This is a genomic window from Streptomyces sp. NRRL F-5122 (assembly GCF_001507435.1).
GTDB classification, from domain to species: Bacteria; Actinomycetota; Actinomycetes; order Streptomycetales; family Streptomycetaceae; genus Streptomyces; species Streptomyces lannensis.
Genome location: NZ_LMWH01000276.1, coordinates 1 through 12,573 on the forward strand (window position 1 = coordinate 1; position 12,573 = coordinate 12,573).

The following is a 12,573-nucleotide window of genomic DNA, read 5'->3' on the forward strand; positions in this document are numbered from 1 at the left end:
CGAGGAGATCGTCGACACCGTGTTGAGGGCGGTGAAGCCGTCGGCCGCGAGGTAGTCGGCGTAACGGCGCGGCATGCCCTCGGCGCCCAGCCAGTGCTGAACCAGGAAGGTGCCGTGGAAGCCGATGAACAGCGTCCAGAAGGTGATCTTTCCGAGGCGTTCGTCGAGCATCTTGCCCGTCATCTTCGGCCACCAGAAGTGGAAACCGGAGAACATCGCGAAGACGACCGTGCCGAACACCACGTAGTGGAAGTGCGCGACGACGAAGTACGAGTCGGAGATGTGGAAGTCCATCGGCGGCGAGGCCAGGATGACACCGGTCAGACCACCGAAGGTGAAGGTGATCAGGAAGCCGGTCGCCCAGAGCATCGGTGTCTCGAAGGACAACGATCCCTTCCACATCGTTCCGATCCAGTTGAAGAACTTCACGCCTGTCGGTACGGCGATGAGGAACGTCATGAAGGAGAAGAACGGAAGCAGTACGCCACCGGTGACGTACATGTGGTGCGCCCACACGGTCACGGAGAGGCCGGCGATGGCGATGGTGGCGCCGATCAGGCCCATGTAACCGAACATCGGCTTGCGACTGAAGACCGGGATGACTTCGGAGATGATGCCGAAGAACGGTAGCGCGATGATGTACACCTCTGGATGGCCGAAGAACCAGAAGAGGTGTTGCCATAGCAAGGCGCCGCCGTTGGCCGCGTCGAAGACGTGCGCACCGAACTTGCGGTCCGCCTCCAGGGCGAACAGCGCGGCCGCGAGGACCGGGAAGGCCAGCAGGACGAGCACACCGGTCAGCAGCACGTTCCACACGAAGATCGGCATGCGGAACATGGTCATGCCCGGGGCGCGCATGCAGATGATCGTGGTGATGAAGTTGACCGAGCCGAGGATCGTGCCGAAGCCGGAGAAGGCCAGACCCATGATCCACATGTCGGCGCCGATGCCCGGCGAGCGGACCGCGTCCGAGAGCGGGCTGTAGGCGAACCAGCCGAAGTCGGCCGCACCCTGCGGGGTGAGGAAGCCGCCGACCGCGATGGTCGAGCCGAACAGGTAGAGCCAGTAGGCGAACATGTTCAGCCGCGGGAACGCCACGTCGGGCGCGCCGATCTGCAGCGGCATGATCCAGTTCGCGAAACCGGCGAACAGCGGCGTCGCGAACATCAGCAGCATGATCGTGCCGTGCATCGTGAACGCCTGGTTGAACTGCTCGTTCGACATGATCTGCAGGCCCGGACGGGCCAGCTCGGCGCGCATGAGCAGGGCCATGACGCCGCCGATGAGGAAGAACGCGAACGACGTGACCAGATACAGCGTGCCGATCGTCTTGTGGTCGGTGGTGGTCAGCCACTTGACGACGACGTTGCCGGGTCGCCTGCGCCGGACCGGCAGCTCGTTCTCGTACGAGTCTTCAGCTGCCGCGGCACCCTGGGGTTCGTTGAGGATGCTCACAGGTTGTTCGTCTCCCGGTTCTTCTCGTGGCTCGTCTGCGCGATGCCGGCGGGAATGTAACCGGTCTGCCCCTTCTTGGCGAGGTCCTTGAGGTGCTGCTCATAGCGCTCGGGCGAGACGACCTTGACGTTGAACAGCATCCGGGAGTGGTCGACGCCGCACAGCTCGGCGCACTTGCCCCTGAAGGTGCCCTCCTGGTTCGGAGTCACCTGGAAGGCGTTGGTGTGGCCCGGAATGACGTCCTGCTTCATCAGGAACGGCAGCACCCAGAAGGAGTGGATGACGTCGCGCGAGGTGAGGACGAAGCGGACCGTCTTGCCCTTGGGAAGCCAGAGGGTCGGACCCGGGTTGCCCGTCTGCGGGTTCCGCGTGGCGGGCGTGCCGAAGTCGTAGACACCGCCGGCGTTCGCCGGGAAGTCGTCCTTGTACCGGGTGGGAATCGCGTCCAGGTTCGGATCTGTCTTCGCATCCCCCGTCACCCCGGCGACCGGAGTGACGTAGTTGAAGCCCCAGCTCCACTGGTAGCCGACGACGTTGACCGTGACGTCGGGCTTCTTGGAGAGGTCGAGCAGCTTCGACTCGTCGCGGGCCGTGAAGTAGAACAGCACCGAGACGATGATGAGCGGCACAACCGTGTACAGGGCCTCGATCGGCATGTTGTACCGGGTCTGCGGAGGAACCTCGACCTTGGTGCGGCTGCGCCGGTGGAACATGGCGCTCCACAGGATCAGGCCCCACACGAGCACGCCGACGGCGAGCGCGGCAGCCCAGGAGCCCTGCCACAGGGAGAGGATCCGCGGAGCCTCTTCCGTGGTCGGGGTGGGCATACCAAGGCGGGGGAAGTCCTTGTATGTGCAACCGGTAGCGGTCGCCAGGACCAGGCCCGCGGTCAGTGCCTGCAGCAGCTTCCGCCGCATCGGGCGCCGCGGCGAGCGGTCGGAGCCGTTGGGACTCACGTAGCGCCTTCCCGAGAGTCTCGCCCGCGCGGTCGGCTGCGGCCTTCTCGCTGGTCGGTCGCCGCCCTGCGTCGGGCAGGGGTTTGGATGTTTATGCGGACCAAACCCTACTGGACGCTATTTGGGGGCGCGCGGGGAGGGTGCCCAACGCGCCGCCGGTCACCCCGAAGGGGTGGAATGACCGCTTCTGGCCAGCATCTGACGGTGGTTCGAGGGTGGCACGGGGGTGGTTCGCGGGGCGCCCCGGACCTGCGCCGGGCCACGTGGTTCGCACGAGTTAGCGTTGCGGTGTGTCCTACTTCGACGCCGCCTCCGCCGCTCCCCTCCACCCCGTCGCCCGCCAGGCGCTGCAGGCCTCGCTCGACGAGGGGTGGGCCGATCCTGCTCGTCTGTACCGCGAGGGACGGCGGGCCCGGATGCTGCTGGACGCGGCACGGGAGGCGGCCGCCGAAGCGGTCGGCTGCCGTCCGGACGAGCTGGTCTTCACCGCGTCCGGCACACGGGCGGTGCACTCGGGGATCGAGGGGGTGCTGTCGGGCCGTCGCCGCGTCGGACGCCACCTGATCGTGTCAGCCGTCGAACATTCCTCGGTCCTCCATACGGCGGAGGTGTTCGAAGCCGGCGGCGGCACCGTGACCCACGTCCCGGTCTCCCGCACAGGTTCGGTCGCGCCCGAGGCGTACGGGGCGGCGCTGCGTCCGGACACCGCACTGGCCTGCCTCCAGTCGGCCAACCACGAGGTGGGGACCGTCCAGCCGGTCGCCGAGGTGGCCGCCCTGTGCCGCGCGGCCGGGGTGCCGCTGCTGGTGGACGCGGCGCAGTCGCTCGTCTGGGGTCCGGTGGAGGGCGACTGGTCGGTGCTGACGGCGAGTGCCCACAAATGGGGCGGCCCCTCAGGGGTGGGGCTTCTCGCGGTGCGCAAAGGGGTGCGGTTCGCGCCCCAAGGCCCGGTGGACGAGAGGGAGTCGGGGCGGGCGGCCGGGTTCGAGAACATCCCTGCGGTCGTCGCGGCCGCCGCGTCGCTGCGGGCCGTACGGGCGGAGGCGGCCGGTGAGGCGGTACGGCTGCGGGAGCTGACGGAGCGGATCCGGGCGCGGGTGCCCGTGCTGGTTCCCGATGTGGAGGTGGTGGGCGACCCGGTACGCCGCCTGCCCGGCATCGTCACCTTCTCCTGTCTCTATGTCGACGGGGAGACATTGCTGCACGAGCTCGACCGGGCGGGTTTCTCGGTGTCATCGGGCTCGTCGTGCACGAGCAGCACGCTGACGCCGAGCCATGTGCTGAAGGCGATGGGGGTGCTCAGCGAGGGCAACGTCCGCGTCTCGCTGCCCCTCGGCACCCCGGCCGCGGAGGTCGACCGGTTCCTCGCGGTGCTGCCGGACGCGGTCGCCGGCGTGCGCGAGAAACTCGGCGCGCCGTCCCCGTGGACGGCCGGGCCGCAGGACGCCTTGGTCGTCGACGCCCTGGGCAAGCGCTGCCCGATCCCCGTGATCGAGCTGGCGAAGGTCTTCGGGGACGTGCCCGTCGGCGGCACGGTGCGGGTCCTGTCCGACGACGAGGCGGCGCGCCTGGACATCCCGGCCTGGTGCGAGATGCGGGGGCAGGAGTACGTCGGTGAAGAGCCGGCGGAGCGGGGCTCCGCCTACGTGGTCCGCCGGCTCTCCTAGGGACGGCGCGCCGCCCGGTGGTCAGACCAGGTGCTTCTGGACCTCGAGGGCGGCGTCGTCGCCGTACGCCTTGGTGAAGCGCTCCATGAAGTGGGCGCGGCGCAGCTGGTACTCCTGGGTGCCCAGTGTCTCGATGACCAGGGTGGCCACCATGCAGCCGAGCTGGGCCGCGCGCTCCAGCGGGACGCCCCAGGCCAGGCCGGACAGGAAGCCCGCGCGGAAGGCGTCGCCGACGCCCGTCGGGTCCACCTTCGCCGTCTCCTCGGGCACACCGACCTCGATCGGGTCCGCGCCGGACCGCTCGATGCGCACACCCCGCGAGCCCAGCGTGGTCACCCGGTGGCCGACCCTGCCGAGGATCTCGGCGTCGGTCCAGCCCGTCTTGGTCTCGATGAGCCCCTTCTCGTACTCGTTGGAGAAGAGGTAGGTCGCCCCGTCGACCAGTATCCGGATCTCGTCGCCGTTCATACGCGCGATCTGCTGCGAGAAGTCGGCGGCGAACGGGATGGAGCGCGTGCGGCACTCCTCCGTGTGGCGCAGCATCGCCTCCGGGTCGTCGGCGCCGATGAGCACCAGATCCAGACCGCCCACCCGGTCGGCGACCGTCTTCAGCTCGATGAGCCGGGCCTCGCTCATGGCACCGGTGTAGAAGGAGCCGATCTGGTTGTGGTCGGTGTCCGTGGTGCATACGAAGCGGGCCGTGTGCTGGGTCTCGGAGATCCGCACGGAGGCCGTGTCCACCCCGTGCCGGTCGAGCCAGGCCCGGTACTCGTCGAAGTCCGAGCCCGCCGCGCCGACCAGGACCGGCCGGGTGCCGAGCTGCCCCATGCCGAAGGCGATGTTCGCGCCCACACCGCCGCGGCGTACGTCGAGACGGTCCACCAGGAAGGAGAGGGAGACCGTGTGCAGCTGGTCCGCGACGAGCTGGTCGGCGAAGCGGCCGGGGAAGGTCATCAGGTGGTCGGTGGCGATGGAGCCGGTGACTGCGATACGCACGGCGAGGACACGCTCCTGTGGCGGAGGGGGATTGACAGTTCACGCTACCCGGTCGACCCGGCCGTCTGAAGCAGGCAAAACTACCCGATAGTAGATCTTTCTTCGCGGGCCCGACCGAGCCTACCGTTCCCTCATGACGAAGATCGAGGTCCACGGCAGCGTTCCGCTCGACCTGGAGGGCGACCTGGCGTCGCTGCCGGGAGACAGCGCCCGGATGGCTCCGCACTGGGCCGCCCCCGCGAAAGCCGCTCCGCTGCCGGTCTCCCCTTCCCTGATCCACGGCGTCAGCGTGCCGTCCGCCTCGGCCCGCCTGCTGGACGCCATGTCGGACTACGGGGACTGACCGGCCGCTGGGACCGACCGGGCGCCCGGGCTCACGTGCGCGCCCGGAAGGGAACCGCGCGCTCCCCCGCCGCGTCCCATCGCCGTCCCCCGTACAGGGGATGCGGTGTACGACCTTGCTGTGGCGTCGTGCCGCACGGCGGGGTCCGCTGGGACTGCAGTGGAGCCGAAGGAGCGATGCGGTGAACACCGAGCAACCCGACGACGCGCGTGACGCCACCGAGGTCACCGAGGGTGCGGAGGCGGCCGTGCCGCGCCGGCGGCGTTCCCGCGCCGCCGTCGCCTCGGTGGTGACCGCGGTGCTGCTCGTCGGGGGCGGTACCGCGTACCTCGCGGCGACCGCGTCCGGCGGATCGGGCGACTCCGCGGCGCCGGGCGGGGACGCCACTCCGCCGGCGCTGGCCCTCGACGGCTACAGCGACGGACGTACCTCCGGCATTGCGGTCGGCGAGCCCGACCCGTACGGCACGACCTACACCGTGGCGACCCGGCTCCCGGACGGCCCGAAGTCGGCACATGTGTACTGGGCGAAGGACCCGGTGGCCGAGGAGGACGTGGCCCGGCTCGCCGAGGCCCTGCGGGTGAGCGGCACGCCGCGACTCGGGGGCGACACCTGGCAGGTGGGACCCGTCAAGGACGGTGCCGAGCCGAATCTGCGCGTGGGCAGGAACGCGCCGGGGACGTGGACGTTCAGCACCTCCCTGCCGGGCACCGACAACTGCCCGAGGGGCAAGGCGTGCAAGCCGTCCGGGTCCGGGACGGCGGATCCGGCGGATACGGAGCCGGTGAGCGAGGAGGCGGCGAAGAAGGCGGCCGCTCCCGTACTGAAGGCGGTCGGCCAGGACGACGCGAAACTGGACGCGTCCCAGCTCATGGGCCGGGTACGGGTGGTGAACGCCGAGCCGCGGGTGGGCGGTCTGCCGACGCACGGCTGGACGACCGGCCTGCGGATCGACTCCGACGGCGAGGTGATCGGCGGCAGCGGGAATCTCGGCACACCGGCCGAGGGTGCCTCCTATCCCGTCATCGGCGCGCAGAAGACCCTGGACCTGATGAACGGCGCGACCCCGTCGTACGGGCGCAAGGGCATCGGCGGCTGCGCCAGCCCGGTGCCGCTCAAGGACCGGGACGAGGTGCCCTGCCGGGCGTCGACCGTGCCGCCGGGGCGGACCTCGGCGGCCGTGACGGGCGCGGTGTTCGGGCTGGCCGTGCATTCCGTGGACGCGAAGCCGGTGCTGGTGCCGTCGTGGCTCTTCCAGGTGCGTCCGGCGGGCGCCGGGGACACCTTCACGGTGGCGCATCCGGCGGTCGACCCGCGGTATCTGGCGACGCCGCAACCACCCGGACAGCCGAGTCCGCGGACCGGCGGTCCGAGCGACCGGCCCTCGTCGGCGCCGACCACGCGCGATGTGAAGGTCATGGGGTACACGGCGGACGACCGGGCCATGACCATCGCCTACATGGGCGGCGTCTGCGCCGACTACACGCCATCCGTGAGCGAGACCCCCGACAGGGTCACGGTGACCGTGACCGAGACACCCTGGAAGGGCAAGGTCTGCATCATGATCGCCAAGACCTACCACGAGACGCTGCGTCTGAAGGCGCCGCTCGGCGACCGCGCGGTGGTGGGCGCGGACGGCGCCGCGATCCCGAAGGAGACGGCGGGCGCGCTGCCGAAGACCCCCTCGGGCGGGGCGGCTCGTTAGACACGGCAGGCGCGGCGGCCCGTCGGAAAAGCCGGAGGCGGCGTCCCCCCGTCGGGGGGACGCCGCCTCCGCGTCCGTGCCGGTCACCGGTCGCGGTGACCGGTGCCGGCTCAGCTGAAGGAGTCGCCGCAGGCGCAGGAACCCGTGGCGTTCGGGTTGTCGATGGTGAAGCCCTGCTTCTCGATGGTGTCGACGAAGTCGATCGTCGCACCGCCCAGGTACGGGGCGCTCATGCGGTCGGTGACGACCTTCACGCCGCCGAAGTCCTTCGCGACGTCGCCGTCGAGGGCGCGCTCGTCGAAGAAGAGCTGGTAGCGCAGGCCGGAGCAGCCACCGGGCTGAACGGCGACACGCAGCGCAAGGTCTTCACGACCTTCCTGGTCGAGCAGGGCCTTGACCTTGGCCGCAGCGGCGTCGGTCAGGATGATGCCGTCGGTGACGGTGGTGGTCTCGTCCTGTACGGACATCTACATCTCTCCCGGGTTGTACGGAGACTGCTTGCCGACGATTGCAACCGGCGTGGCCGCGGATTCATTCCGGGCCGAGCGCGTTTCTTTTCGCTACCCCATTCATGCTCGCACACGCGCCGGAACACGCACACCGGCCCGTGGCCGCCGCGGGGGACACCGACGTGTCGCCTGCGGTATTCCTCCTGGACCACCGGACGACCCCCCTCGGACGGGCGGCCGGGGCGCCCCGGGATTCACGTCACATGGACGCAATGCCCGTCGTCAAACTGACGTGAAGCGGTTATGATAGATAGCGTCAATTCGACGAAAAGGCATGTCCCGCCGACCCCTTCGGGTCGGCGAGCCGCAGAACAGAAAGGGTGCGTGTCGTGACCACCGCCCAGACCCAGGAGCTCGACGTACAGCCGACGCCCCTCGCCCTGCTGCTGCTCGGTCGTGAGGCCGATCCCAGGAGCGAGCGCGGCGTCGAGTGTCCCGGCGACCTGCCCTCCCCCTCCGACCCGGACCTGGTGGAGCGTGCCCGCGCGGCCAAGGAGAAGCTCGGGGACAAGGTCTTCGTGCTCGGTCATCACTACCAGCGCGACGAGGTCATCCAGTTCGCCGACGTCACGGGCGACTCCTTCAAGCTGGCGCGCGACGCCGCCGCGCGGCCGGAGGCCGAGTACATCGTCTTCTGCGGTGTGCACTTCATGGCGGAGTCGGCGGACATCCTGACCTCCGACGACCAGAAGGTGGTCCTGCCGGACCTGGCGGCCGGGTGCTCCATGGCGGACATGGCCACGGCCGAACAGGTCGCCGAATGCTGGGACGTGCTGACCGAGGCGGGCATCGCCGAGCAGGTCGTGCCGGTCTCGTACATGAACTCCTCCGCCGACATCAAGGCGTTCACGGGCAAGCACGGCGGCACCATCTGCACGTCGTCGAACGCCGAGCGGGCCCTGGAGTGGGCGTTCCAGCAGGGTGAGAAGGTCCTGTTCCTTCCGGACCAGCACCTCGGCCGCAACACCGCGGTGCGGGACATGGGGATGTCGCTGGAGGACTGCGTCGTCTACAACCCGCACAGGCCGAACGGCGGGCTCACCGCCGAGGAACTGCGCGCCGCGAAGATGATCCTGTGGCGCGGCCACTGCTCGGTCCACGGCCGCTTCAGCCTCGACTCGGTCAACGACGTGCGGGAGCGGATCCCCGGCGTGAACGTGCTGGTCCACCCCGAGTGCAAGCACGAAGTCGTCTCCGCCGCGGACTACGTCGGTTCGACGGAGTACATCATCAAGGCGCTCGAGGCGGCACCGACCGGCTCCAAGTGGGCCGTCGGTACGGAGCTGAACCTCGTACGCCGGCTGGCGAACCGTTTCGCGCCGGAAGGCAAGGAGATCGTCTTCCTCGACAAGACGGTGTGCTTCTGCTCGACGATGAACCGCATCGACCTGCCGCACCTGGTGTGGGCGCTGGAGTCGCTGGCCGACGGGAACCTGGTCAACAGCATCGAGGTCGACAAGGAGACGGAAGCCTTCGCGAAGCTGGCGCTGGAGCGGATGCTGGCACTGCCGTAGCGCAGCGCAGTTCCCCGCGCCCCATCGGGCCGAGCGGCGCACATCGTCGACTGCCGGTCCGTCGTGGGGGTTTCCCGTGCGTCTGTCGCAGCGTTGGCCGCCGGCGGCTTCGCGTAGGGACATGAATACAGAGGCCCGGCCCGCACCTTTGTGCGGACCGGGCCTCTGTCACACCCGGAGGACTACACCCCCGCCGGCTCCGGCTCGCCGGACTCGGACTGGGCCGGCTCGACGGCGCCCGTCTTCTTCGCCCGCTTCGCCGCCTTCTTCTTCGCGCGGCGCTCCTTGCGGAGCTCCAGCATCGCGTACAGGGTCGGCACCAGCAGGAGCGTGAGCACCGTCGACGAGATCAGACCGCCGATCACCACCACCGCCAGCGGCTGGGCGATGAAACCGCCCTCGCCCGTGACGCCCAGAGCCATCGGCAGGAGCGCGAAGATGGTGGCCAGGGCCGTCATGAGGATCGGGCGCAGACGGTGGCGGCCACCCTCGATCACGGCTTCCACAACGCCGTAACCCTGCTTGCGGTACTGGTTGATCAGGTCGATCAGCACGATCGCGTTGGTCACCACGATGCCGATCAGCATCAGCATGCCGATCATCGCCGGGACGCCCATCGGGGTGCCCGTCGCGATGAGCAGGCCGATGGCACCCGTCGCCGCGAACGGAATGGAGACCAGCAGGATGAGCGGCTGCGCCAGGCTGCGGAACGTCGCGACCAGCAGCATGAACACGATCGCCACCGCGGCGAGCATGGCCAGGCCGAGGTTCTTGAACGCGTCGTCCTGGTCCTGCGAGACACCGCCGATCTGCGCCGTCGCGCCCGCAGGCAGCTTCAGTGCGTTGATCTTCGACTGGAGGTCGGCACTCACCGCGCCGGTGTTGTCACCCGTGGGGCGCGCCGTGATCGTGGCCGCCCGCTGACCGTCGATACGGGTCATCGAGACGGGGCCGTCCACGAGCTGCACCGTCGCGATGTCGCCCAGCTTCACCGCTCCGAGCCGGAGGTCCTTCAGCTGCCCCAGCGTCTGCGCCGGCTTCGCCGCCCGGACGACGACGTCCCGCTCGGTGTCGTCGAGGACCGCCGTGCCCGCCTTGGTGCCCTGCACGGCCTCGGCGACGGCCGCGCCCAGCGTCTGGTCGGTGAAACCGGCCGCGGCCGCACGGGAGTCGGCCTTGACCGAGATACGCGGCACGCTCTGCGCCAGGTCGCTGCTCACGTCGGTGACGTCCTTGAGCTTCGCCACCTCGGCGCGGACCTGCTCGGAGGCCTTGCTCAGCGCGTCCCCGTCGGCCGCCTTCACGACCACCTTCAGGTCCTGGCTGCCGAAGCCGTCACCGGCCGCCACCGTGGTCGCGCCGATCCCGGAGAGCCCGGCGAGGCCGTCCTCGATGCGCTTCTGCACGTCCTCGTACTTGGCGGACCCGTCCAGCATCACCGTGTACGACGCCTGGTTGGTGTCGGTGCCGCCGCCGAACGCCGCAAGGAACCCGGACGAGCCGATCGTGACCTGGTAGTCCTTGACGCCCTTCGTCCCGGCGAGCATGTCCTCGACCTTCTTGGCCTGCTCGTCCGTCGCCGACAGGCTCGTGCCCGGCTTCAGCTTCTGCTTGATGTTGAGGACTTCCTGGTCGCCCTGGTCGAAGAAGTTCGTCTTCAGCAGCGGCGCCATGCCGAAGGTGCCGATCAGGACGACCACCGCGATCGCCACGCTGGTCAGCCGGCGGCGGGTCGCGAAGCGCAGCACGGGCACGTAGAAGCGCTGCAGACGGCTCCGCGCCTCCTTGGCCTCGGCCGCGCGGCGCGCCTCCTCCGCGTCCTGCGACATGCCCTTCGGGGTGCGCAGGAACCAGTACGACAGGACCGGGACGACGGTCAGCGACACCACGAGGGAGGCGAGCAGGGCCGCCGTGACCGTGAGGGAGAACGAGCCGAACAGCTCGCCCACCACACCGCCGACCAGGCCGATCGGCAGGAAGACCGCAACCGTCGTCAGCGTCGAGGAGGTCACCGCGCCGGCCACCTCGCGCACCGCGGTGAGGATCGCAGTCTCCCGCTCCTCGCCGTAGCCGAGATGCCGCTTGATGTTCTCCAGGACCACGATCGAGTCGTCGACGACACGGCCGATGGCGATGGTCAGCGCGCCGAGCGTGAGCACGTTCAGCGACACGTCGCGCGTCCACAGGACGATCAGGGCGAGGACCACCGACAGCGGGATCGAGACGGCCGTGACGAGGGTGGAGCGCACCGACGCCAGGAAGACCAGGATCACCAGGACCGCGAAGAGCAGACCCAGCGCACCCTCGCTGGTCAGACCGCGGATGGACTTGGAGACCGCCGGGCCCTGGTCGCTGACCACGGTGATGGTCGCGCCCGAACCGAGGTCCTTGCGCAGGTCCGGCAGCTTGTCCTTGACCGCGTTGGAGATGGCGACCGCGCTGCCGTCGTGGTCCATCGTCACGTTCACGGCGAGGCTGGGCTTGCCGTCCGTGCGGGTGATGGAGTCGGCCTTGGCCTCCTCCTGCCGGACCGTGGCGACGTCGCCGAGGCGCACCGGCTTCTTGCCCGGCTGGCCCGCGACCATCAGGTCCTGGATCTGCTGCAGCGAGGTGAAGCCGCCGCCGACCTGGACCGTGCGGTTGCTGCCGTTCTCGTCGAAGGAGCCCGCGGGGACCGTCGCGCCGCCGGCCTGCAGGGCCTGGCCGAGCGCGACCGTGGTCAGCCCGGCCCGGGCGAGCGCGGTGTTGTCGGGCGTGACGGCGACCTGGACGTCACGCACGCCGGCGACGGTGACCTGGCCGACCCCGCTGATGTCCTTCAGCGAGGGCACCACGGTCTTGTCGAGCTGGTCGGACAGGGCCTGCTGGTCCTTGTCGGAGGTGACGGCGAGGACCACGGCCGGGATGTCGTCGGTCGAACCGGCGATGACCTGCGGGTCGACCGAGTCCGGGAGCTGGGCGCGGGCCCGGTTCACGGCCTGCTGCACGTCCGCGACGAGCTGCTTGCTGTCGTTGTCGTAGTCGAAGGACGCCATGATGACGGCGTTGCCCTCGCTCGCCGTGGAGGTGACGCCCTGGATGCCGGAGACGGCCTTCAGGGTGTTCTCGAGGGGCTCGACGACCTGCTTCTCGACCACGTCCGGGGACGCGCCCTGGTACGGAGCCAGGACGGACACGACGGGCAGGTTGATGGTGGGCAGGAGCTGCTGCTTGAGCTGTGGGATCGCGATCGCCCCGAAGACGAGCGCGACGATCGACATCAGCGCTATCAGGGCCCGTTGCGCGAGGCTGAATCGTGACAGCCAGGACATGGGTCGGCGTCTCTCTCTGTGGCTGAGCGGAAGGACGGGGACGCAGATGAGTCCCCCACCCCTACACCCTGGTGCATCGGAGGGTGCCGATCCGTCGCCCCACGGTCGATTTCCCCG

Annotated in this window: 9 protein-coding genes; 4 read left to right on the forward strand and 5 right to left on the reverse strand. The window is 69.6% G+C overall.

Annotated features, from left to right (window positions below):
* On the reverse strand, positions 1–1,455 hold a 1,455-nt coding region (locus ADL25_RS38005; RefSeq protein ID WP_059132490.1), incomplete at its 3' end, for a cytochrome c oxidase subunit I.
* Positions 1,452–2,411, reverse strand: a complete 960-nt coding sequence (coxB, locus tag ADL25_RS38010; protein ID WP_059132491.1) for a cytochrome c oxidase subunit II — start codon at positions 2,409–2,411, stop codon at positions 1,452–1,454. The genes coxB and ADL25_RS38005, both read right to left, overlap by 4 nt.
* A 290-nt stretch (positions 2,412–2,701) precedes the next feature.
* Here coxB and ADL25_RS38015 point away from each other — a divergent pair, with 290 nt between their 5' ends.
* The gene (locus tag ADL25_RS38015; protein ID WP_059132492.1) at positions 2,702–4,078 is read left to right on the forward strand and encodes a cysteine desulfurase/sulfurtransferase TusA family protein; all 1,377 of its coding nucleotides are present in this window, start codon (positions 2,702–2,704) and stop codon (positions 4,076–4,078) included.
* 21 nt (positions 4,079–4,099) lie between these two features.
* Here ADL25_RS38015 and ADL25_RS38020 read toward each other — a convergent pair whose 3' ends face one another.
* Positions 4,100–5,074: a carbohydrate kinase family protein gene (locus ADL25_RS38020; RefSeq protein WP_059132493.1), complete on the reverse strand. Its 975-nt coding sequence runs from the start codon at positions 5,072–5,074 to the stop codon at positions 4,100–4,102.
* A gap of 133 nt (positions 5,075–5,207) precedes the next feature.
* Here ADL25_RS38020 and ADL25_RS38025 point away from each other — a divergent pair, with 133 nt between their 5' ends.
* Together ADL25_RS38025 and ADL25_RS38030 are read left to right on the forward strand one after the other, a co-directional pair.
* A complete protein-coding gene (locus tag ADL25_RS38025; RefSeq protein ID WP_059132494.1) occupies positions 5,208–5,417 on the forward strand; it encodes a hypothetical protein in 210 nt (69 codons plus the stop codon).
* A 181-nt stretch (positions 5,418–5,598) separates the two neighbouring features.
* A complete protein-coding gene (locus tag ADL25_RS38030; protein WP_079050865.1) occupies positions 5,599–7,122 on the forward strand; it encodes a hypothetical protein in 1,524 nt (507 codons plus the stop codon).
* 110 nt (positions 7,123–7,232) lie between these two features.
* Here the strand turns inward: ADL25_RS38030 and ADL25_RS38035 are convergent, their stop codons facing one another.
* Entirely contained in the window at positions 7,233–7,589 is a 357-nt protein-coding gene (locus tag ADL25_RS38035) for a HesB/IscA family protein (RefSeq protein WP_059132495.1), read from the reverse strand.
* 371 nt (positions 7,590–7,960) lie between these two features.
* Here ADL25_RS38035 and nadA point away from each other — a divergent pair, with 371 nt between their 5' ends.
* Positions 7,961–9,145, forward strand: coding sequence for a quinolinate synthase NadA (gene nadA / locus ADL25_RS38040; RefSeq protein ID WP_059132496.1), 1,185 nt, complete (start codon positions 7,961–7,963; stop codon positions 9,143–9,145).
* Positions 9,146–9,327: 182 nt separating this feature from the next.
* Here nadA and ADL25_RS38045 read toward each other — a convergent pair whose 3' ends face one another.
* Positions 9,328–12,456, reverse strand: a complete 3,129-nt coding sequence (locus ADL25_RS38045) for an efflux RND transporter permease subunit (protein WP_059132497.1) — start codon at positions 12,454–12,456, stop codon at positions 9,328–9,330.
* Positions 12,457–12,573: the final 117 nt, after the last annotated feature.

Excerpts from the sequence above, each read along its gene's own strand:
- ADL25_RS38035 (WP_059132495.1), bottom strand. The coding sequence starts at position 7,589 with ATGTCCGTACAGGACGAGACCACCACCGTCACCGACGGCATCATCCTG.
- ADL25_RS38025 (WP_059132494.1), top strand. The coding sequence starts at position 5,208 with ATGACGAAGATCGAGGTCCACGGCAGCGTTCCGCTCGACCTGGAGGGC.
- ADL25_RS38045 (WP_059132497.1), bottom strand. The coding sequence starts at position 12,456 with ATGTCCTGGCTGTCACGATTCAGCCTCGCGCAACGGGCCCTGATAGCG.